The 23,695-nt window shown below is 36.5% G+C and carries 17 protein-coding genes, 2 pseudogenes and 1 riboswitch; of the genes and pseudogenes, 6 read left to right on the forward strand and 13 right to left on the reverse strand.

The annotated features are described in order from the left end of the window. Positions 1-147: 147 nt before the first annotated feature. The 8 genes from Q5W13_RS04095 to Q5W13_RS04130 all read right to left on the reverse strand — a co-directional run bounded on the left by Q5W13_RS04095 (position 148) and on the right by Q5W13_RS04130 (position 8,074). Positions 148-1,209: an NAD(P)/FAD-dependent oxidoreductase gene (locus Q5W13_RS04095; RefSeq protein WP_155597684.1), complete on the reverse strand. Its 1,062-nt coding sequence runs from the start codon at positions 1,207-1,209 to the stop codon at positions 148-150. A 71-nt stretch (positions 1,210-1,280) separates the two neighbouring features. Beyond that, positions 1,281-2,075 (reverse strand): uroporphyrinogen-III C-methyltransferase, encoded by a 795-nt coding sequence (gene cobA, locus Q5W13_RS04100; RefSeq protein ID WP_304445449.1) that lies wholly within the window; start codon positions 2,073-2,075, stop codon positions 1,281-1,283. Between the two features lie 2 nt (positions 2,076-2,077). Beyond that, a complete protein-coding gene (locus tag Q5W13_RS04105) occupies positions 2,078-4,168 on the reverse strand; it encodes a ferredoxin-like domain-containing protein (RefSeq protein WP_304445450.1) in 2,091 nt (696 codons plus the stop codon). 121 nt (positions 4,169-4,289) lie between these two features. Next, positions 4,290-5,537 (reverse strand): sulfate adenylyltransferase subunit 1, encoded by a 1,248-nt coding sequence (locus Q5W13_RS04110; RefSeq protein ID WP_304446460.1) that lies wholly within the window; start codon positions 5,535-5,537, stop codon positions 4,290-4,292. Positions 5,538-5,615: 78 nt separating this feature from the next. Then, positions 5,616-6,518: a sulfate adenylyltransferase subunit CysD gene (gene cysD / locus Q5W13_RS04115; protein ID WP_214612069.1), complete on the reverse strand. Its 903-nt coding sequence runs from the start codon at positions 6,516-6,518 to the stop codon at positions 5,616-5,618. Between the two features lie 71 nt (positions 6,519-6,589). Continuing rightward, a complete protein-coding gene (locus Q5W13_RS04120; RefSeq protein ID WP_155597689.1) occupies positions 6,590-7,213 on the reverse strand; it encodes a phosphoadenosine phosphosulfate reductase domain-containing protein in 624 nt (207 codons plus the stop codon). A gap of 7 nt (positions 7,214-7,220) precedes the next feature. Then, positions 7,221-7,484: a DUF2061 domain-containing protein gene (locus Q5W13_RS04125; protein ID WP_155597690.1), complete on the reverse strand. Its 264-nt coding sequence runs from the start codon at positions 7,482-7,484 to the stop codon at positions 7,221-7,223. Between the two features lie 179 nt (positions 7,485-7,663). Continuing rightward, complete coding sequence (locus Q5W13_RS04130; RefSeq protein ID WP_155597691.1) at positions 7,664-8,074, reverse strand: RrF2 family transcriptional regulator; 411 nt, start codon at positions 8,072-8,074, stop codon at positions 7,664-7,666. Between the two features lie 241 nt (positions 8,075-8,315). Here Q5W13_RS04130 and Q5W13_RS04135 point away from each other — a divergent pair, with 241 nt between their 5' ends. The 6 genes from Q5W13_RS04135 (at position 8,316) to Q5W13_RS04160 (ending at position 12,510) form a co-directional block, all read left to right on the forward strand. After that, complete coding sequence (locus Q5W13_RS04135) at positions 8,316-8,744, forward strand: hypothetical protein (protein ID WP_304445451.1); 429 nt, start codon at positions 8,316-8,318, stop codon at positions 8,742-8,744. Between the two features lie 61 nt (positions 8,745-8,805). Next, positions 8,806-9,666, forward strand: coding sequence for an alpha/beta hydrolase (locus Q5W13_RS04140; RefSeq protein WP_304445452.1), 861 nt, complete (start codon positions 8,806-8,808; stop codon positions 9,664-9,666). Positions 9,667-9,784: 118 nt separating this feature from the next. Beyond that, a complete protein-coding gene (locus Q5W13_RS04145) occupies positions 9,785-10,441 on the forward strand; it encodes a hypothetical protein (protein WP_155597694.1) in 657 nt (218 codons plus the stop codon). Positions 10,442-10,577: 136 nt separating this feature from the next. After that, entirely contained in the window at positions 10,578-11,159 is a 582-nt protein-coding gene (locus Q5W13_RS04150) for a Crp/Fnr family transcriptional regulator (protein ID WP_155597695.1), read from the forward strand. Between the two features lie 86 nt (positions 11,160-11,245). Then, positions 11,246-12,136 (forward strand): MBL fold metallo-hydrolase, encoded by an 891-nt coding sequence (locus tag Q5W13_RS04155; protein WP_304445453.1) that lies wholly within the window; start codon positions 11,246-11,248, stop codon positions 12,134-12,136. 68 nt (positions 12,137-12,204) lie between these two features. Next, positions 12,205-12,510: a nuclear transport factor 2 family protein gene (locus Q5W13_RS04160; protein ID WP_304445454.1), complete on the forward strand. Its 306-nt coding sequence runs from the start codon at positions 12,205-12,207 to the stop codon at positions 12,508-12,510. A 682-nt stretch (positions 12,511-13,192) separates the two neighbouring features. On the opposite strand, the gene Q5W13_RS04165 is transcribed toward Q5W13_RS04160, so the two are convergent. From Q5W13_RS04165 to Q5W13_RS04185, 5 genes and pseudogenes are all read right to left on the reverse strand, one after another. Further along, positions 13,193-14,356 (reverse strand): trans-sulfuration enzyme family protein, encoded by a 1,164-nt coding sequence (locus Q5W13_RS04165; protein ID WP_304445455.1) that lies wholly within the window; start codon positions 14,354-14,356, stop codon positions 13,193-13,195. A 52-nt stretch (positions 14,357-14,408) separates the two neighbouring features. After that, positions 14,409-17,795: pseudogene (thrA, locus tag Q5W13_RS04170) on the reverse strand (bifunctional aspartate kinase/homoserine dehydrogenase I). A 75-nt stretch (positions 17,796-17,870) separates the two neighbouring features. Then, positions 17,871-19,146: pseudogene (locus tag Q5W13_RS04175) on the reverse strand (O-acetylhomoserine aminocarboxypropyltransferase/cysteine synthase family protein). A gap of 122 nt (positions 19,147-19,268) precedes the next feature. After that, positions 19,269-19,381, reverse strand: a riboswitch (SAM riboswitch). Between the two features lie 76 nt (positions 19,382-19,457). Continuing rightward, complete coding sequence (metK, locus tag Q5W13_RS04180; RefSeq protein WP_304445456.1) at positions 19,458-20,714, reverse strand: methionine adenosyltransferase; 1,257 nt, start codon at positions 20,712-20,714, stop codon at positions 19,458-19,460. 265 nt (positions 20,715-20,979) lie between these two features. Continuing rightward, positions 20,980-23,658 (reverse strand): carboxypeptidase-like regulatory domain-containing protein, encoded by a 2,679-nt coding sequence (locus Q5W13_RS04185; protein WP_304445457.1) that lies wholly within the window; start codon positions 23,656-23,658, stop codon positions 20,980-20,982. Positions 23,659-23,695 lie beyond the last annotated feature (37 nt).

A 23,695-nucleotide genomic window follows, 5' to 3' on the forward strand; every position in this document is an offset into this window, starting at 1 on the left:
ATTTTAATGAACGATTTGCAAAGTAACGCCACATATGGTTCAAAACCAAAGAAACCTAGCTGTTTTTGGCACTTTGCCTTAGTTAAAAGCCTTCTGTTCTAATATTAGAACAGAAGGCTCTTACCAATTATATGCACTAATTGCTAATTAAGAAATACTTTGAACGACCTCTTTTTTGGCCTCTTTCTTTGTACCGTCAAATCCTTCTACTCCACCTACAGTGGTGTATTTCATAACGTATCTTTTACCTGGATTTATCAATTTGTAGGCAAACTGACACATTACTGCAGCTTCATGGAAACCTGATAAAATCAGTTTTAATTTACCTTCATAGGTATTGACATCTCCAATAGCAAAAACTCCTGGTATGTTCGTTTGGTAATCTTTAGCGTTGTTTACCTTGATGGCATTTTTCTCGATTTCTAGCCCCCAATCACCGATTGGACCTAATTTTGGAGAAAGACCAAACAATGGAATAAAGCTATCTACCTCAACATAACTCTCTCCTTTTTCTGGATCGTTATGCTTAACAACAACTGCCTCTAAATGATCATCGCCATAAAGTTTCTTCACCTCAGCTTCGGTGAACAATTTTATTTTTCCTGCTTTTGCCAACTCTGCTGCTTTTTCAACAGAATCCAAAGCTCCTCTAAACTCATTTCTTCTGTGTACCAAAGATACTTCTGAAGCAACGTCTGCTAAGAAAATAGCCCAATCCAAAGCAGAATCTCCACCTCCGGCTATAATCACTTTTTTGTCGCGATATACCTCAGGGTCTTTAATCATGTAGGCAACTCCCTTATCTTCAAAATCAAGAATGTTTTCGATAGGTGGTTTTCTAGGTTCAAAAGAACCGAGTCCACCAGCAATAACTACTACGGGAGCATGATGCTTTGTACCTTTATTAGTTGTTACGATAAAAGAACCATCTTCTTGCTTATCCAAAGTTTCAGCACGCTCACCCATGGTATAACCAGCCTCAAAAGGTTTGATCTGCTCCATAAGGTTCGTTACTAAATCACCTGCTAAGATTTCCGGGAAAGCCGGAATATCATATATTGGTTTCTTTGGATAAATTTCCGAACACTGACCACCCGGTTGAGGCAAAGCATCTATCAAATGGCATTTTAGTTTTAACAAGCCTGCTTCAAATACTGTAAAAAGACCTGTTGGGCCCGCGCCAATGATGAGAATATCTGTTTTTATCATTTCTAATTTGTATTGAGTAGTCAGTATAGAGTATGAAGTACGTTGCACTCCTTACTTGGCACCGATTACTTTTATTTAATTACTTCTAAAAATTCTTCTTTTAGGCTTTCGATACTTTCTCTATGCCTTACTACTTCGCCTATTATAATTATTGCTGGATTGGTCAATTGCTGCTTTTCCACTTCATCTTCAATGGAAGCAATAGTACCTACCGCAATTTTTTCATCTTTTCTGGTCCCGTTTTGCACAATGGCAATTGGGGTTTCAGATTTACCTACTGCTTTGAACAATTCTGCTATTTGCGATAATTTGGACATGCCCATTAAAATAACGACTGTAGCGTTACTTTTAGCGGCCAGAGCTACATCATCTGAAAGCTTATGTTCTTTAGTCGTACCTGTAATTACCCAAAAACTTTCGGCGGCACCTCTTTTGGTAACCGGAATGTTCTGTGATGCGGGAACTGACAAACATGAGGATATACCTGGGACCATGGCTACTTGCAACCCGTGAGCTGCAGCGTACTCCATTTCTTCGGCACCACGACCAAATACAAATGGATCTCCGCCTTTTAAACGTACCACATGGGCATTGGTTTTAGCTCGGTTTACAATCAATTCGTTTATCTGTTCTTGTTGGTACGCATAACACCCTTTTCTTTTGCCTACAAAAATCTGTTCGGCTTTGAGTGCATACTCCAACAACTCTACGGACACCAACGCATCGTATAACACTACATCTGCACTTGCCAATGCCTTGATGGCTTTGAGCGTAATAAGCTCAACATCACCGGGACCTGCACCAATTACCGTAAAACGACCGCCTACGTTGGACAAAGTGTTGTTATTTTCGTTGGAATATTTCATGCTTACGCTTCTGCCAATTCTTGTTGTCTGAACTTTTCAACCGCTTTCAAAAATGCTTTGGCATCTTCTAAATAGCTTTTTGCAAAAGCTTCAGTTGGTTCGTTCTTATTCAATTTTAAAACAAGTTCTTCAAAACCTTGACCTAAATCTATTCTACCAGAGGCAACAAATTTTGCATCAAAATCCTTAATGATACTTGCATGCGTGTTCACTTTTGCTTTTTCTGAAGTTAACATTGCTTTTGCAGAGTTTACCATTGAAGAATACGAATGGTAGATACTAGCTGCCCATTTGTTTTCGTCAAAAGACTCTTGTGCTGTTTGTATTTTCTCTTCGCTTTCAAAAAGCAACGTAGCGATAAGGTCAATTACCACACCGGCACATTCACCAATACCGATCGCTTTTTCATAACGCTCCGTATTACCCCAGTCAATAAAGTCTTCTGCAGTAAGATTTTCAATATCCGATAACGGCGTAAGAAAATCATAGAAATACATCTGACCTTTTTCTTCGTAATAATCGGCATACGACTTTCCGTTTCCGTTTTGGTCGTAATCATCCAAAATCAATCGCAATGCTTCCGGACCTCTTTTAGAAGGCACTTTTACTACTTTATCGGCAAATCTTCCGTTACCGTTTCCATCAGTACCACCACCCAACAAAACTTGAAGTGCAGGTGCTACCAACTTATCTTTTGTTCTTACACTCATTCCTTGAAAACCAATATTGGCCATGTTGTGCTGTCCGCAGGCATTCATACACCCACTAATTTTAATCACAACATCAGGATTGCTTATGTACTGTGGATATTCCACCTTCATAATTCTTTCCAATTCCTCTGCAATACCTGTACTACTGGCAATACCCAAGTTACAAGTATCCGTACCGGGACAAGCTGTAATATCTATAGCCTTGTTGTATCCCGCTTCTACGAAACCTAATTTCTTCAATTCGTTATAGAAAAACGGAACCAAATCATTGGCTACGTAAGGAATCAATATATTTTGACGCAAGCTTAATCTTAATTCGCCTGCAGCAAATTGCTCAACCAAATCTGCCAACAACCTTGCTTTATCCGTATAAAAATCACCTAAAAGTACTTTAATACCAATAGCCGAATATCCTTCCTGTTTCTGAGGGATAAGGTTTGTAGATTTCCAGATTTCAAAAGCTTCACTATCTTCAATTTCCACTTGTGGCGCATCAACTTTGGCTACCTCAACTTTTGGATATGCTTCCGCATCAATTGGATAAGTCTGAACAGGAATTGCTTTCTGCTCTTCGGCCAATAATTGTTTGAAACCATCAAGACCTATATCTTTTAGTAAAAACTTCATTCTAGCCTTGGCCCTACTTTTTCTTTCTCCATAACGGTCAAAAACACGAACCACACCTTCCATTAAAGGAATAATTTTATCGGCTGCAAGGAATTCAAAAAGTAGCTCGGCGTGACGGGGTTGTGACCCTAGACCACCGGCCAACATCACTTTAAAACCTTTTACACCGTCTTTTATTTTAGCAATAAAACCAAGATCGTGCATGTACGAAAGACCTGTATCCGCATCACTGGCAGAAAAAGAAACCTTAAACTTACGGCCCATTTCCTGACTGATCGGGTTACGCAAAAAATACTCAAAAAGAGCATGTGCGTAAGGCGAAACATCAAAAGGCTCATCTACATCTATACCGGCAGTTTCACTAGCCGTTACGTTACGCACTGTATTACCACACGCTTCACGAATAGTAACATCATCTTTCTCCAACTCCGCCCAAAGCTCTGGCGTACGATCTAGATCTACATAATGTATTTGAATATCTTGACGTGTTGTAATATGCAATCTACCTCTAGAATATTCATCAGACACATCACTGATACGCTTTAACTGCTTAGAGGTAACCTTACCGTAAGGCAATTTAATACGAATCATCTGCACATAAGGCTGACGTTGACCGTAAACACCTCTAGCCAAACGCAAACTGCGGAACTTTTCTTCATCTAAATTACCTTCTTTGAACTGGCGTATTTTAGCTTCTAATGCTAAAATATCCTTCTCAACTACAGGGTTTTCTATTTCTGTCCTGAAACTTTGCATACTATATCTCTTCTAGCTTCTTACCTTTCTGTAGGTAGATTATTAATTGTATATTTTTCCTATAGGCTTTATAGAGATAATTGAATCAGCGCTCTTTACCTTAAGGCTAGTAACAAACTCCTTAACTTATGAAGCCCGCTCCTACTGTACTGTTAGTCTGCGTATCTATTAAGATAAACGAACCGTTGGTACGGTGATCTTTGAACTTATCGTAAAAAATAGGCTTGTTTAATTTGAAGGTTACCTGAGCAATATCATTCATGCCCAAACCATCTACATCCGAATCAATACCTGAATAATCAGGATTAATTTTATGATGAATGTTATCTACTTTGGCCAATACTTTGTTCACACCATGTTGCACAACGTATTTCTTACCTGTAGTCAGTTTATTTGAATCCATCCAAGAAATAGTAGCTGTAAACTCCTTTTCTATAGTAGGCATCTCGTCAACTTTCACCAACATATCTCCTCTACTAATATTAATCTCGTCTTCTAACGTTATCGTTACCGATGATCTTCTTGAAGCAGTCTGATATTTCTTATCGTGAAAATAAATCTCTTTAATTTTAGATCTTGTCTGAGACGGAAGTGCCACTACCTCATCACCAACACTTAACTCACCACCGTAAACTTTACCAGCGAATCCTCTAAAATCATGAAAATCTTCTGTCTTAGGACGAATAACATATTGAACTGGGAAACGTGGCGTACCAACGTTAAAAATATCTTTACGGTCTAAAGCTTCAAAATGTTCTAATAAAGTTGGACCTGTATACCAAGGTGTCTTATCTGTTTTATTCACTACGTTATCACCTTTAAGGGCACTAACAGGAATAAATGTAATCTTCTGATCTTGGTAATCTCTTTTTGCCATCAATTCCTGAAAATCGGCCTTAATAGCATTATAAGTTTCCTCAGAATAATCTACCAAGTCCATTTTATTAATAGCTACTACCACGTCTTTAATACGCAATAGGTTATTGATAAAAAAGTGACGGTTGGTTTGCTCTATAACTCCTTTTCTAGCATCGATCAAAATAATCGCTGCTTGAGAAGTAGAAGCTCCTGTAACCATGTTACGAGTGTATTCTACATGCCCAGGAGTATCGGCAATAATGTAACTTTTCTTTGCTGTTGAAAAATAGATATGTGCTACATCTATAGTAATACCTTGCTCACGCTCGGCCACTAGACCATCTGTAGCCAATGAGAAATCTAGGTAATCATACCCTTTACTCTTACTGGTCTTTTCTATGGCTTCTAGCTTATCGCTAGTCAATGATTTTGTATCGTACAGAATTCTACCGATCAAAGTACTTTTTCCGTCATCTACACTACCTGCTGTTGCTATTTTTAATACGTCCATCTTCTTTGGCTGTAGGCCTGAGCATAACGCTCTTGGCATTTTTAATCAATTTTTTAAACTCGTTCTCTTTTGAGAATTCTAAAAATATCCTTGCTGCTTTCTTTTCTCCATTGCCGCTTCTGACCTTTTATCGTCAATACGGGCTCCTCTTTCAGAAATACTAGAATCTCGAATTTCCTCAACAACAGACTCAATATCGGTAGCATCAGAAAACACAGCTGCAGTACAACTCATATCACCAACAGTACGGAAACGCACCATACGTTCTAAAACTTCCTCATCATCTTCTTGGTACACATAATCAGAATGTGACCAAATTAGACCGTCACGTAAGAATACTTTACGTTTATGTGCAAAGTAAATAGAAGGTATTTCAATCTCTTCTTCTTTAATATAAGACCAAACATCTAGCTCCGTCCAGTTAGAAATTGGAAAAACACGTACGTTCTGTCCTAACTCTATCTGACCGTTTAACATATCAAAAAGCTCTGGACGTTGGTTACGCTCATCCCACTGACCAAAATCATCACGTACAGAAAAAATACGCTCTTTTGCTCTTGCCTTTTCTTCATCTCTACGAGCTCCACCAACACAAGCATCAAATTTAAATTCCTCAATAGCATCCAACAAAGTAGTTGTCTGCAAAGAGTTTCTACTTGAATACCTACCTGATTCTTCTTTAACCTTACCTTGATCAATAGAATCCTGCACGTTTCTTACGATAAGCTCAAGACCTAACTCCTCTACCAATCTATCTCTAAATTCTATAGTTTCAGGAAAGTTATGACCTGTATCTATGTGCATTAAAGGGAAAGGAATTTTTGCAGGCCAAAACGCTTTTTGCGCCAAACGTACCAATGTAATAGAATCTTTACCTCCGGAAAACAAAAGTACCGGTCTCTCAAATTGAGCAGCTACTTCTCTAAAGATGTAGATGGCCTCGTTTTCTAAGGCGTTGATGTGTGATGTATCTTGGCTCATAATTTTTTGAATATATTGTTCGCTATTGCTATGCTTCGATTATTATTTTTTCGCTTAAAGCGGAATGTCTTTTAAGTATGTAACCCACACTCGCGATTCTCAAGAACCTTTGTTGGGTCAAAATATTTATGTTCGTTAGGCAATTGCTTTTCTTCTAGATATGCATCTAATTGAGCATCGCTCCAATGATAAAACGGACTCACTTTAAGAACACCGTCTCTGCTTACACTCAAAATATCTAATGAATCCCTTAATGCAGTTTGCCCTTTTCTTAAGTTAGTAAACCAAACATCTGGCTTATGTGCAGCCATTGCTCTTTTAAAAGGTTCTAGTTTAACCTGCTCGGTAAAAACGGCATGCTTTGGGTCATCTATTTGAGGGATTCCCATTACACTATCACGGTGTGCACTAGTTTGTTTAGGCACATACAAATCTATATTAAGACCTAATTTCTCAATAATTTCTTCTGCATGTTTATATGTATTTGGCGTATTGTAACCTGTATCGCACCAAATTACAGGAATATCGTTCTTTACATCTGCAACAGCATTTAGAATAGCCACCTCGTAAGGTCTAAAGTTGGTAGTAACTACCGCATTTTTAGCATTCTCAATAGCCCAATCAATAATTACAGAAGGATTTGCTTCTTTAAAACGCTCGTTAAGCTTTTGGATTTCTTTTTCTGAAAAACTCATATCCTATTTATTTACCCCAATTAATTTTATTCCATAAACGCTCGTGGAAGAAGTATAAAAACATCTTAGTCACAAAATCTATGGAAGCAATAGAAGCGGCTATAGCCACTTCGCTAGTTAACAAATAAGAAACTATTAACGTATCTAACGTACCAATTACCCTCCAGCTCACCGCTTTTGCGATGCTACGGATAGGCCTTTCAGATTTCTGATCCTCTGAAAAATTCTTTTTGGAAGCTGCTTTATCTAAAATCAATTGATCTACAATCATTTTCGTGTTAATCTAATTACCCTATCAATCTAATAGAGTAAACAAATGTAGTACATTTATATTGTGTTAGACGGGTGAAATCTAAAGAATTTACTTTTACCCTATAGATTTAGTAGATTATTAAAAAAATGCAATAAATATTGAAGATTTTTTACCGGATATTGGAAATGATTGGAAAATCAGGCTATTAAATCAGCCAAAGTATTGTTACGGTACACCTCTAAATTGGCATCTCGCACCATAAGCATGAGCTTATTTACAGAGCATGTAGCCTCATCTGGGCAGTCTGCACATTTCTCGTAGAAGTTAAGACTCACACAAGGAACCATGGCTATTGGACCTTCAAGAATACGCATGACATCTGTCATTAAGACCTCTTTTGGATCTTTAATTAGATAGTAGCCACCGCCTTTACCTTTCTTAGAACCTAAAAATCCGCTCTTACGGAGAGAAAGCAAGATACTCTCCAAGAATTTCTGTGAGATATTCTCTGCCTTCGCAATTTCAGAAATCTGTACAGGTTGTTTATCTGTCTGCGCAGCCAAGTATGCTAGCGCCTTTAACCCGTATTTTGTCTTTTTTGAAAGCATGGGGTAAATATAGGAAAAATTGGGACGGGAATGCTGCTATATCAGGCGTACTCCATCTTGTACAATAAAAAAGACTATTCTTAAGTCGACTTTATGCTACTCTAAAAAATTGACTTACTAGTAGCGGATTTACTGGATTAAAATAAATCAGTAATGACATTTAACAATTAAAAGAAGTGTAAGATTTTACTTATTTTAGTTCCGGTCGTATAAGATTCGTGTACAGCATTAAACCAGAAAAATGAAAATACGGTACAAAAAGAAAAGATTAAGAGTAAACCTTTTTATTGTAATTGCTTGGGGAGTCCTGGTAGTATTGACACTTTTCTTTAGCAGTAAAAGACAATGGTTTGATTACGTGTATTTTATAATGCTCATTTTTCACCTAGCCCAATATATTTATGAAAACAAAAAACAATATCTGACTATTGAAAATGGCACTATTAGTAAAAACCTTCTATTTCAGACTAAAAAGATGAATTTGAATGAAATTACCCAAATCAAAAAATTTGCAGGAGATTATATATTGAAATCGAAACTAGAAGAACTGACCATAACCACACAAATAATAGATGCAGATTCGTTGGTAGATTTAAATGCTGCTTTGGAACAATTAGAATTACCGGCAGACAGAACACCTTTTACAAGACCTATAGATATTAATATTTAATGTTTCTATTATTAATAGTCGTCGTTAATTTATTAGCATGGATTATTCAAAACTTATTTAAATGAAGAAAATAAAAATTATAGGTCTTGTCGTTTTAATTCTATTAGCTGCTTACACGGTTTATGTTTATCAGTCTGACCGATATGTAAAAGCTCTAATCACTAACGATGAATCAACATTATTTTACAGACCTGATACTGAAGTTGGCAATATGACCAACTTAGAATATTCAGAGAGTATCTTAAAAGTAGAAGATTCTATTATCATTCACACCTATCTTTTCTATCCAAAAACAGCACCTAAAGCCAATATATTTTTGATTAGAGGAAATAGTGGTAATACCAGCACTTACAAGGATTTAATTAAACCCTTAGTAAATAATGGGTTCAGGGTATATTCTACGGATTGGCGAGGGTATGGAAAATCTACAGGAAAACCCAGTTACAAGGGTATTATGAAAGATACCGAAGAAGCATTCACGGATTTTTTGAAGCATGTTAAAAATGACAGTATCAAAACCGTAGTATACGGCATGTCTTTAGGCGGCCAAGTTGCCGTTAAGCTTACCAAAGACAACCCTGATAAAGTAGACGCTTTGGTTTTGGATGGTTCTTTAGCATCTGCCCACAGCTTTATTGAAGATAATTTTCAGGGATTCTTGATGCGTAATTTCATTAAAGATTCCACAGAATATAATCAAGATTATCTGGCCATTAGAGATATTTCGGATATCAACAACACACCAAAACTGATCATCCATAGTAAAGAAGATAGAGCTGTGCCGTTTGAGCGCGGACAATCCATTTTCAATTTAGCTAAAGAACCAAAAACATTTTGGAAAACAAATACAAAGCACATTCAAACCCTTAAGGTTTTACCGGGAGAGACTGTTGAGAAGCTTAACGCGCTACTGGAGCAATAAAATAAATTATAGCCCAAACATTTTTCAATTCAACCCCTAATAACTACAGTTCAGAAACATCTTCTTTTAAAAACCATGGTATTGTCCGAGTTTTACTCTAATAACCAATACAACTACCATGGAACAAACAATTAAAATCCTCATTTACATTCACGCTTTCTTAGGAGGACTGGGATTGATTACCGGTATTGGAAGCATCATTATTAAAAAAGGCAGCTCATTACATAAGAAATTAGGCAAGTTATTTTCTATAGGTATGATCGGCAGCTCAGTAATTTCTATGCCAATAGCCATGATGCCAAATCATGAAAATCTATTCTTGCTGCTAATAGGCTTGTTCACTGTATATCTTGTTTTAATCGGTAATCGTGCGTTGGCTTTTAAAATAAAAACTGAAGCGGATGTAGTAGACAAAGTAATTTCAGGGAGTATGCTTTTCTTTTCGATACTAATGCTAGGCATTGGTTTGTATACCTTTTTGAATACGAATACTATGGGTATATTATATGTATTCTTTGGAGGGTTTGGACTTCTCTTAACTTTAAAAGATTTTCAGTTTTATAGAAATCCCCAGAAGACCAAAAATGCATGGTTAATATCGCATATCGGTAAAATGATTGGTGCTTTGATAGCTTCTTTTACCGCATTTATTATTGCCGGACTCCATATTGGAAATCTTGTGGCGTGGACACTTCCTACCGTTCTTGGAACTATCTATATTATATATTGGAAGAGAAAGGTTAGCCCAAAAGCTGTGGCTTCCAAAAAACTATAATCAATCTATAAAGAATACGCTACCCTCTCTTTGTAAGTTTCATTTTTAAAAATGCAGTTTTATCGTTATGTTTATACTTGATCTGGGCTTTCCTTTTTAAACGATATTGGGAATAAATATTCTGTAATAACTAAAAATGTCTATAGAACTCCTAAAGCATAATATTTTAAAAAATGCCCAATTGGACAACAAAGAGCTTCAAACTTTTTGCGATGCTTTTCACCCTAAATCCATTGCCAAAAAACAATACCTTTTAACCCAAGGAGAGATTTGCAAATTTGAAGGTTTTGTAACTAAAGGCTGTTTTAGGGTATTTACTTTAGATGAGGATGGTAAAGAACATGTGCTTTATTTTGCCACTAAAGACTGGTGGATAACCGATATAGATAGTTTTACAAACCAAAAACCTTCGTTCTTGACCATACAGGCTTTAGAAGATAGTGAGGTATTACTCATAAATCACGCTGATAAGGAACATCTATATGAACAAATTCCACAGGTAGAGAAACTTTTCAGGGTCATGACACAAAAGACTTTGGTCTCGTTACAAAGAAGAATGATTGCCAATCTCAGCCAGACCGCAGACGACCGTTACCTTAACTTTATTGAAAAGTATCCAGAAATTGCACAGAAGCTTACCAACCTACAATTGGCTTCCTACTTGGGCATCTCCCATGAATTTTTAAGTAAGATCAGAAGCAAAATCGCTTCAAAATAATCCTAGTGTTTCATTTATTGAACTAGTTCAATGTTTTGGATGGCATTGGTACGCACCTTTGTACCATCAAATTAAAACAAGTAAAAATGAAATCAATTTTTTCAACACTAGTATTAACAACAATAATCTTATTTAATATGGAAGTACAAGCCCAGAACACAAGAACAATTAAAACCAACAATTTTGACCTACAGGTCTATAATGCATCAGAAAATAGCTTTGGTGTAGCATCAGTTTTGGTGTCAGGAAAACAGGATGCTATCTTAATAGATGCGCAGTTTACTTTGGCAGATGCAGAAACTGTAGCGCAAGAGATAAAAGAATCAGGCAAAAACTTGAAAACTATTTATGTATCTCATGGTGATCCTGACTTTTATTTTGGATTACAAGTATTTAAAAAATACTTCCCAGAGGTTACCGTATTTGCAACTCCCGCAACCGTAGAGCACATTAAAGCTACCGCCCAAAAGAAACTAGATGTTTGGGGTTCTAAATTAGGAAACGCTATTACCACTAATGCTATCCTTCCTCAGGTTATTAAAGAAGATGCATTAGAACTAGAAGGTGAAAAATTAGAAATTATTGGTTTAGACGAATTCCCAAAACGAACTTTTGTTTACATCCCTTCTAGCGAAGCGGTTATTGGTGGCATCAATATTTTCTCCAATACTTTTCATGTATGGATGGCAGACGCCCAAACTGAAGAAGCGAGAAAAAATTGGATTTCCATACTAAACAAAATTGAAAGTCTAAATCCTAAAGTAGTTATACCTGCCCACGGAAATAAGGATACGCAACTTAACTTAACCTCTGTGGCTCACACTAAAAACTACATTACGTACTATGAAGAAACTTTAAAAACCAATACCACTTCAGAGGACTTAATCAGCACGATGAAAAAGGAATACCCAAATGCTACTTTTGAAACCGCACTTCAAATTGGAGCAAAAGTGAATACAGGCGAAATGAAATGGTAAAATCAATAGGAATAGGCTACTTGGCGATACTGATGGTATTGTCAAGTTGCTCTTTTAATAAAAATGAAATGACAAATTTAGAAATCGTAAAAAGCACCTACGAAGGCAAATCTTCCGAAGAAAACGGAAAGAATTTAGCCAAGCATGTTGCGGAAGATATTCAATGGACAGAAGCCAAGGGCTTTCCATATGCAGGTACCTATACAGGACTAGAAGAGATTACTAAGAATGTATTTTCTAGATTAGGTACTGAATGGATTCACTACCAGTTTACCCCAAAACAATATGTAGCTGATGGAGATACCGTCATTGCTATTGGCAATTACACCGGAGTTTATAAAAAAAAACAGGTAAAGGATTTGAAGCACGAGTAGCGCACTTATGGACTTTAAAGGACTGCAAAATTATCCGGTTTGAACAGATTGTGGACAGTAAAACGGTTACCGATGCCATGACTAAATAAAAATAACACTTAACTTTAAGATTTTTTATTTTAGTAAAATACTTGAATTAATATAGGGTGATTTTGTCAAATAATTGCTCTAAATAAAACATAATGAATCATCTATTTTTAAGTTTTTACGTTCTAGAAGCCAGACAAAACAATCATCCCAATCACGAGCGACTCGTTGATATAATAATTCCTAAAATAATTGGAATATTTACGATACTATTTTTTTATACTCTAAATGCATTCTTATTTCTTTTATCTAAAATAAATTTACAAGTTCCACTACGCGAATATAAATGGAGTATAATCATACTACTAGTTGTAATTGCATTTATGGGTATTTCTTTTTTAAAAAAGAAAATTCTTAAAAAGTATCCCAATTTTATTGACCCTGAATTATTTGATAAAAAACAAATCAAATATTTTAAATGGACCTTATATGGTATAATTGCATTGATATTTATACCTGTATCAATATTAGCCTATTTTCTATTTCTCAGCATGAATTAAAAGCAAACTCCTTTAAAAACAAAAAAAAGCTTCCCTATCAGGAAGCTTTTTTTGTTTAAGTAAAATATAAAATAAGGTTTTAAAGTATTACTTCTCTACCCTAACGCCTGTTTAACGTCGGCAATAATATCATCTATATGTTCTAGACCTACGGAGACACGTACCATGCCGTCTGTAATACCCGTTTCCGCTCTTTCCTCTATGGAAAGCTTACTATGAGTAGTAGAGGCAGGATGCGTTACTATACTACGTGCATCACCCAAGTTAGCCGAAAGCGATAACATTTTTATAGAGTCGAAAAACTTTTGTCCGGCTTGTAGTCCACCCTTAATCTCAAAGGCTACTACACACCCACCGGCTTTCATCTGCTTTTTAGCAATTTCATATTTAGGATGCGATTTTAAAAATGGATATTTCACCCAATTTACTTTATCATTCGCTTCTAAAAATTCCGCTAATTTTAATGCATTCTCACAATGACGGTCAACACGAACAGCAAGTGTCTCTAAACTTTTAGAAAGTACCCAAGCATTAAAAGGAGACAATGCCGGCCCAGTAATACGAGAGAAACGATATACTTTATCTATTAATTCTTTAGACCCTACGGTAATACCTGCAAGCACACGACCTTGACCATCCATTAATTTCGTTCCAGAGTGGATTACCAAATCCGCTCCAAATTTAATAGGCTGTTGTAAATACGGTGATGCAAAGCAATTATCAATCACCAAGATTAAATTATGTTTTTTTGCAATCTTTCCTAAAGCTTCCAAATCCAGTATATCTACACCTGGGTTAGTAGGAGATTCTGCATATATAATTTTAGTCTTTGGTGTAATCAATCCCTCAATAGCATCTAAATCATCAATCTTAAAATAAGAATGGTCAATATTCCATTTCGGGAAAAAATTAGTGAACAACGAATGTGTTGACCCAAAAATACTACGTGCAGAAAGCACATGGTCGCCACTATCTAAAAGCGCCGCCAACGTAGAAAATACAGCAGCCATTCCCGAAGCAAAAGCAAACCCGTTTTCCGCACCTTCCATCTGGCATACCTTCTCTATGAATTCAGATGAATTCGGATTTGAATAACGAGAGTAGATATTTCTTTCTTTCTCTTCCGCAAACGAAGCTCGCATATCTTCTGCATCTTCAAACACAAAACTAGAAGTCATGTACATTGGTACAGAGTGCTCTAGGTTTTTAGTGCGTTCTAACTGTGTTCGAATGGCGTTCGTTTCAAATTTCTTTTCCATGATCATGTAATTTACAGAAAGAGAACTTTCTCTACTGTTTCAATTTTATAATTTATCCTTTTTCGGCAATTCTTAGAATATCTCCAAAAACACCTCTTGCCGTAACCGCGGCACCTGCTCCTGCTCCTTGAATCACCAATGGATTCTCTCCGTATGATTCTGTATATATTTCTATTATAGAATCGGAACCTTTTACTTGTCCTAATGCGCTTTCTTTTGGCACCGAAACCAATTTTACATCTAATATACCTTTCTCTTCTTGAAGGTTTCCATGTAAATCGCCTACATACCTAAGTACATGACCTTGGCTTTTGGTTCTTTTTGATTTCGTTGAATTTGGCATCTACCACATCTAGATTATCAAGAAAATGGTTTACATCGCCATCTCTCAATTCTTCCGGTATCAGGTTTTCAATATTTATATCCGAAAACTCATTGCTCAAATCCAATTCTCTGGCAAGAATCAACAGCTTTCGACCTACGTCATTACCTGAAAGGTCCTCACGAGGGTCTGGCTCCGTAAAACCACTTTTCATCGCTGCCCTTAATATGTTCGAAAATGGCTCTTCGCTCTCAGAAAAAGTATTGAAAATATAACTTAACGAGCCTGAGAACACACCTTATACCTGTTATATTTTCACCTGAAAGATGTAATAAACGTATCGTATCTATTAACGGAAGACCAGCACCTACATTAGTTTCATACAAGTATTGTTTCTGATGTTTATCCAGTTCTTCACGCAATAATTGATAATAATCAAAACCTAAGGTGTTCGCTATTTTATTGGACGAAACAATATCAAAACCATTTTCTACGAACTCAAAATAATGCGCTACAAAATCACTGTTTGCCGTATTATCAACAACAATCAGGTTTTCTAAATGGTGCTCTTTTGTATAGGCAATAACATCTTCAACGCTATAAGCAATACCTTTATCCTCAATGGCGGATTTCCAGTTTTTAGGAATTCCTTTTTTATTCAATAAAATCTTTCTAGAATTGGCTACCGCAAAAACATTTAGGTCTATACCTTTTCGCTTTTGTATGGTCTTAGTCGATTTTAAGATTTGGTCGATAAGCGTTCCACCAACATTTCCGTGACCAAAAATCACCAAATTCACCTTTTTACTGATTCCAAAAATCTGACCGTGCATTACATTCAATGCTTTATTCAAGTCAGATTTTCTTAAAACAAGACTCACGTTCTTGCCAGATACCGTATTATTAAAAAGTAACGGTGCAATCTGGTTTTTAATCAAAGAGTTGTACGGTCTATGGAACGTACTCAAGTCCTGACCTACTATAGAAATAACCGAAACCTCATCCAAAACAGTAATCATGTTAATATCCTTGGACTGATAATCGCTTTCAAATTCTCTATCTAAAGCACGTTTGGCTTCTAGAGCTTGATCGGCATTTACAACCAACCCAATACCTCGCTCAGAAGAACCTTGCGAAATAATACTAACACTTATATTACTTTTTTGAAGTGCGCTAAAAATACGGGCATCTACCCCTACTTTACCCAAAAGACCTCTACCCTCTACATTAATTAAGGATACATTTTCAATAACAGATAGCGATTTAATACCACCCTCTTCCGTCTTTGCACTTATTAGTGTGCCTTCATTATCATTGTTGAACGTATTTAAAATACGCAGCGGAATATTCTTTTCCAGTAATGGAATTATGGTTTTGGCGTGCAAAATAGTAGCGCCAAAATTAGCTAGTTCATTCGCCTCTCCATAAGAAAGGTGAGAAATACGTTTAGCATCGGACACCAAATCAGGATTAGCCGTGTAAATACCATCTACGTGGGTATAATTCTGAAGCTCTTCTGCATTCAAGAAATTAGCAAACAACGCTGCAGAATAATTACTACCGTTACGACCTAAAGTGGTAGTTTCTCCTTTTTCATCAGAAGCTATAAAACCTGTAATAATAGGCACTTCATCCGCATCTAATTTAGAAAACCTTCGTAAAACATTCTCTTTTGATAGAACTTCATTAACAGAAGCATCGCCAAAATTAGAATCGGTTTTTATCAGTTTTCTAGAATCTAGCATTACGGCATTTATGCCTTTTCCTATCAATAATTTAGTAATTAATTTCGCGGAAATAAGCTCTCCAAAAGATAATAACTGATCCTTTATCTTTAAGCTGTAATCTCCCAAAAGAGATACTCCTTCAAGCAACTTTGCGAGGTCTTTGAACTCCGCCGAAAGGTTAACGTTCTTAAATGTATGCTTCTGATATTTTTCAAAAGCCTCAAAATCTTTATAATAGTTTTCGCCATTGGCTGCCTTTTCTAAAATAGCTTCCAATTGGTCAGTTCCCTTTGCTCTAGCAGACAGAACTACGGCGATATTTTCACCTTCTTTTACTTTGCTAGAAATAATTTCCAAGACACGTTCCAACCCTTCACCATTGGCAAGTGATTTTCCACCAAACTTTAGGACCTTTGCTTGTTTTGACTTTCCGTTGGTACTGAAAATTGGCTCCAGCAACCTTTCCATTTGTTCAAACTCAATCAAAAAAGCATCGTGCCCATGAAGCGAATGTACCTCACCATAAGTAACGTTACCATTAGCCTGAGCTAAACGCTTAAAGGTTTCTTTATTTTCTTTTGCCGTAAAGAACAAATCAGAATCTACCCCAATTATATGAATGTTTACATCACTATTTTGAAGGTCGATAAAATTCTGCTCCCCATCTCTCATGACATCTATAGTCTTGAGTAATTGGTTCATTAATTTATAGGCCGAAAGCTGAAAACGTTCTTGCAGTTTTTCTCCGTGATGCCGTAACCAGCTCTCTACATTAAAAACCTGAAGCTCTTCATTAGTACTCCTTTTGAAACGTTCTTTAAACGATTCCGGTGTACGATAACAAAGCATAGCATGCATACGTGCATCATGAACAGGCTGCTTACTATTTACCAAAAATTGCTCTTGAATCTGACAGTTACCTATCAACCAATCCGTAGATTTCCAATCAGATGCCACGGGAATCAAATGTTGCATGATTTTAGGGTTGAGTGCAGCCATTTCCATAAGCAATACCTCCTCCTAAAGAGCCACCCAAAAGAGCGAATAATTTTGTGATTTCAAGTTCTTGAAGACCCAACAAGAAAATTCTTGCTATATCTCCTGATACGAAATCCTTATAATTATCGATAATAAATTTATCCTCTCCGTTTCCGGGAATATTAAACGATAGTATCGTATATTTTCTGGTGTCAATGCACTTGCCCTCCCCAATAAGTGCAGACCACCAGCCGCCTTTTCCCGTAACATTAGAGTTTCCGGTTAAAGCATGGTTGACCTGTACAATGGGCGCAGTGTGCAATTTTTGACCAAACAACTGATAAGACAACTCAATATCTTGAGTCACCCCACTAATTGTGGTATAGTTTGCTAATTTTAAATGATGAAGCATACGACTTATATTAGACCCACCCGGCACAATACCGGGTTAGGTCTTATTAATTTCTAATAGAAAAACTTATGTTGATTAGAGCGCTGCGAAAGCGTTTTCCAAATCTGCTTTTAAATCCTCAATATCTTCCAAACCAACTGACAAACGAATTAAATCCTGACCTACACCTGCTGCTGCCAATTGCTCTGCATTTAACTGCTGATGCGTTGTACTCGCTGGGTGAATAATCAATGATTTAGTATCGCCAATGTTCGCTAATAGAGAGAAAATCTTGGTAGCATCGGTAACTTTTTTAGCCGCCTCAAAACCTCCTTTTATTCCAAAAGTAACTAATCCACTTTGTCCTTTTGGTAGATATTCTTTGGCTAAATCGTAGTACTTACTACTCTTAAGACCTGGGTAATTTACCCATGCCACTTCTTCTCTTCCTTCTAACCAAGTGGCCAATTCTAGAGCGTTTACACTGTGTTGCTTGATACGTACATTCAACGTTTCCAAACCTTGAATAATCTGGAATGCATTAAACGGACTCAAAGCTCCACCAAAATCACGCAATCCTTCTAATATCAATTTAAAAGTAAAAGCAGCTGCACCTAGAGCTTCGCTATAAACCAAACCGTGGTAACCTGCGGATGGCTCAGTAAATTCAGGGAATTTTCCGTTAGTCCAATCAAAAGTTCCGGCGTCAATTATAGCTCCACCTAAAGAAGAACCATGACCACCAATATATTTAGTAAGTGAATGTATAATATAGGTTAGCACCATGCTCAATTGGATTCAAAAGTGCTGGCGAAGCTACTGTGTTATCTACGATAAAAGGAACCTGTGCCGCTTTAGCCTGTTTTGAAATCGCTTTCAAATCAAGTACATCCAATTTTGGATTTCCTAGTGATTCTACGAAGAAAGCCCTAGTATTATCTTGTACAGCTTTTCCAAAACTTTCTGGATCAGATGCATCTACAAAAGTTGTAGTAATTCCTAGTCTTGGTAAGGTAACGTTCAATAAATTGAAAGTACCACCGTATAAACTGCTGGAAGCCACAATATGGTCTCCCGCTTTTAAAAGCGTCAATAGACCTGTAGAAATAGCAGCAGTTCCCGAAGCAAAAACTACAGCTCCTACCCCGCCTTCTACGGCAGCCAATCTATCTTGAAGAATTTGATTGGTAGGGTTGTTCAATCTCGTATATATAAAACCAAGTTCTGCTAATGAAAATAAATTAGCCGCATGGTCCGTATCATTAAAAACGTATGATGATGTTTGATAAATAGGCACGGCACGTGTTCCTCCCGTTTGTGCAGGATCATGTCCGGCATGTAATGCGTTGGTTGAGAATTTCTGGTCACTCATAATCTTAGATTTTTAATTGTTATTTAAAATAATTAAAAGCCCAACCCTAAACAGCAGCCTGCAATTAGGTAAAATATCAAAAGAGTTATAAGAAGGCAAAAGATTAGTATGAGTAATCTATTTTGTTATCTGTCCCAATATTACAGGGATAGAATGTAGCACCTTCTCTGCTCAAAGAGGCAAAGGGTTGCTAAGGTTTCAAAGGGTCTATTCCCTCCACCTTTCTTGATAACTATTCAATACGTGTTTGAACTTTTGTGAATGCAAATATATAGTCGGTGAATTTAAATTCACCAACATTTTTGAAAAATTTATAAATTAAAAGCTTTTTTCACCTCATCTACCATGTCTAACTTTTCCCAAGTAAACAATTCTACTTCTTTCTCAATACGACCGTTGTATGGCGATTCAAAAACCTTGGTGACTGTTCTTGGTTCTTTACCCATATGGCCATAAGCTGCAGATTCTAAATAAATAGGATTACGCAACTTTAAACGTTCTTCAATAGCATGTGGACGCATATCAAAAAGTGATTTTACCTTCTTGGCAATTTCACCATCAGAAAGGCTTACGTTAGATGTACCGTAAGTATCTACATATATGGAAGTAGGCTCTACCACTCCAATAGCATAACTAACCTGCACCAAAATTTCATTGGCAACACCTGCTGCTACCAAATTCTTAGCTATATGGCGTGCTGCATAAGCGGCACTTCTATCTACCTTACTTGGGTCTTTTCCACTAAAAGCACCACCACCGTGAGCTCCTTTACCACCGTAAGTATCAACAATTATTTTTCTTCCCGTAAGTCCGGTATCACCATGAGGCCCACCAATCACAAACTTTCCAGTTGGATTAATGTGATATTTAATCTTATCGTCGAATAAGTTCTGAGTTGCCTCAGGCAATTGCCCAACAACTCTTGGTATTAAGATCTCTACAAGATCCTTTTTGATTTTCGCTAACATAACATCATCATCCGCATCAAAAGCATCATGTTGTGTTGAGATAACAATAGTATCTATCCGTTGAGGCACATTATCATCAGAATACTCAATAGTAACCTGAGATTTGGCATCCGGTCTTAAGTAATCTATGATTTTACCTTCTCTACGTAAGTCTGCTAAATTCTGAAGAATTTTATGCGAAATATCTAAAGCCAAAGGCATGTAGTTTTCTGTCTCTTTAGTAGCATAACCGAACATCATACCTTGATCTCCTGCTCCTTGCTGTTCTTTTTGACCGCGATCTACACCTTGGCTAATGTCTTGAGACTGCTCATGAATAAGTGAAATAACCCCACAAGAGTCTCCACTAAACTGATATTCACCTTTGGTATAACCAATTCCATTGATTACATCTCTTGCAATGGTTTGAACATCTAAATAAGTATCGCTCTTAACCTCACCGGCTAAAACTACCTGACCTGTAGTAACCAAAGTTTCACAAGCAACCTTACTTTCTGGATCAAAAGCCAAAAAGTGATCTAATAAGGCATCGCTTATTTGATCGGCAACTTTATCAGGGTGTCCTTCACTAACAGATTCGGAAGTAAATAAATATGGCATAACAAACTTCTATTTTTATAAAAGGATTTGAACGAAATGCCAGAAGAAGATGACGTGAAAATATTCAACATCAACTGCTTTAGCATTTTTTTTGTTTCATAGTCTAACTCAGACTTAAAACAGAGGTTGCAATCAGTCAAATCCCTCCTCTTATTTATAACTAGGACGCAAAAGTATAAAAAATGTTTAGTTCAATATATTAATATCGTGTTATTTATTGCCTCAATTAATAAATAACATAATTAACCCCCCTATTCATTATTAATTATAGGTCATATTTTACGGAAAAAAGCATGTAGCGAGGCTGTACAAAATAGGCTTGGGTGGTAAAAAATAAATCATTGGTACTATCCCTATTCAATGTAGTGGTATTTAACAAGTTGGTGCCTTTTATACCATACTCCCAATGGCTATCTTTCTTCTGATACGTAATACTGGACTCCAAAAAACTATATGTATTGGCAATGGTATCTTCCTTGTCCGTATAATTATAATAGTCATAATCAATATTAAAAATGAAGTTCTTTAGAAAATTAGCATCAAACCTAGCATAAGGCCTACTTGTAAAATATGTGGTCTCTAAACTTCCGTTTTCATAATTGTTTACGGTATATCTGTACCCCAATTCTAAATTGGGTGCATCTTTAAAGTTAGTGGACAATGCCCCTGTGTAATTCTGCGTAAAAGAATTGGAAGTACGTTGCAGATTATCAATTAAGTTATTGGTTGTAGACCATGACACATTCCCTCTTACAGAACCTTTTATCTTGCCAAAAGTGCGTTCATAATTTCCGCTTGCGGATAAAGACTCATCTTCAAAATTAGAGTTGATAGTTGTACTTACCCTATTAATACCTACAATATCCGCACTACTTTTTAGCGCATCTATTCGTTTGGTATAGGCTACGTTCGCAAATATGTTAGTCAAATTGAACATATTGAAACTAAAGAAATTCAACGATAGATTGTGATTAAGGGCGCTTTCTAAATCTCTATTACCACTATAAAGCGAGTTATAATTATTAAGAACATACCCTTGGGCAAAATTACTAACATCTGTAAAGGACCTTGTTACCCGGTAGTTGAAACGTATATTTTCTGATTTTTTCAACTGGGCATTAATATATAAATCGGGTAATAGAGAGGTAAGATTATCCTCTACTACAGTTGCTAATTGCTCATTCTTAACATTGAATTGATGAAGTGTAACACCTGGATTAAAAGTAAAAATTCCCGCGATAACTTTATAATGAAGTCCCAAATACAAATCTGAAACATTAAAAGTTACGTCATTACCAAACTCATCGTCAGTCATATCTAACGTATCTTCATTATCTAAAATTTGAAAAATGTTAGAATTAAAATTTTGATGACTCTGAGTTGTACCTAAAGTAAGATTAAGGTTACTCTTAGAACCAAGCACACGGTAATAGTCAACCTTTGCATCTACCTTATTAGTGATTACATTTTTAGATTGATTTATATTATATAGGTTTTGATTTTCATCAACCGGGAAAATATCAGCGAAGGCAAATTCACTTCGAATTGCTTCGTAAAAAGGGTCTTCATCTTGATACAAATGCTGTGCCTCTACCGCAAAAATGTTCTTTTCGTTTAATGTATAGTAAAGGTTAAGATTCTGATTCACCGCTAAAGGTCTTTGCTTTTTAACTTCGGAGATCTCGTCAGTAATAGTGGATATGGAAAGTACGTCTACCTCTTCATTATCATCGGATTGCTTTAAAAGCGCGTCATAATCTAATTGAAAATTAGCATTAGGTTTATATCTAGCACTAAATTTTGCTAACCCAAGGTGTACCGTCTGATCGGTATTTGTTGTGGCATTTTCTACATCATTGCTGGCGATATAGGTAGTATTTCTCTGAGATTTCATTAAGGTTCCCGTATAGGAATAAATCCCAAAACCACTTAAGTCTAGAGTCTCCGTTGGAGCATAACTAAAGTTGGCCGCAGCAAACTTGGTATCTATGTCATTAGCTCTATTGTTCTGTGCCGTAGAAAGACCTAATCCATCAGCGCCGGTTGTTATTGAACTACCTCCCCTTGAGTTTATATTTCTAAAACCACCGGTAAAATTTCTATAGTCATTCCGGGTAAAAGGAACTTCGCCTAGATTGTTTAAATCGGTAATAATATTAATGCTGTATTTGGGACTGTAATAGAAAAGTTTAGGATGTGCTAGATATCTATCATCAGGACCAAAGCCCGCCGTTAACTCTCCAAACCAAAAATTCTTTTTCCCTTCTTTAAGCCTAATGTTCAAGGCCACGTTATCATCGTCATTAGTAAGACCTTTCATCTGAGAGACCTCGTTGAAATTTCTTAATACTTCAACCTTACTTAATGCATTTGCGGGAATATTTTCAACAGCCAATTTTGTATCGCCATCAAAAAAATCTTTTCCTTCCACCATAACCTTGCTAACGGTCTTCCCTTCTACCTCTATCTGACCATCATCGTTTATCTCTATACCAGGAAGGTTCTCCAGAACGTCTTTCAGCTTTTTCTCGGTACCAGAAACAAAAGCATCCGTATCGTAAACAATAGTATCTCCTTTTACGGACACGGGCATTTCATAAGTTACCTCTACCTCATCTAATTGACTGGCTTGTTCCTGCATGACAATATCTTTAATAGCGTCAGCATCTGTTGCGGTAAACGTAAATGACTCAGTCTTGAAACCTAAATAACTGACTTTTACCGTGTATTGAAATCCAGATTTTAGCTTTAATTTATATAGCCCTGCATGGTTTGTAATACCATACGATTCCAACCCCTTGGTTTCCGTATTTATAGCTATAACGTTAGCCATATCCACACCCACATCCAAACTGTCTTTAACCGTACCGGTCAATGAAATCTCTTGAGCAACACCCATTGTTACCATGGAAAGGAAAAAGACAAACAATAAAGTATTCCTCATTACAAATTTGTTAGATGCAACTTGATATTAGTTTTTG

Source organism: Zobellia laminariae, from assembly GCF_030553095.1.
GTDB lineage: Bacteria > Bacteroidota > Bacteroidia > Flavobacteriales > Flavobacteriaceae > Zobellia > Zobellia laminariae.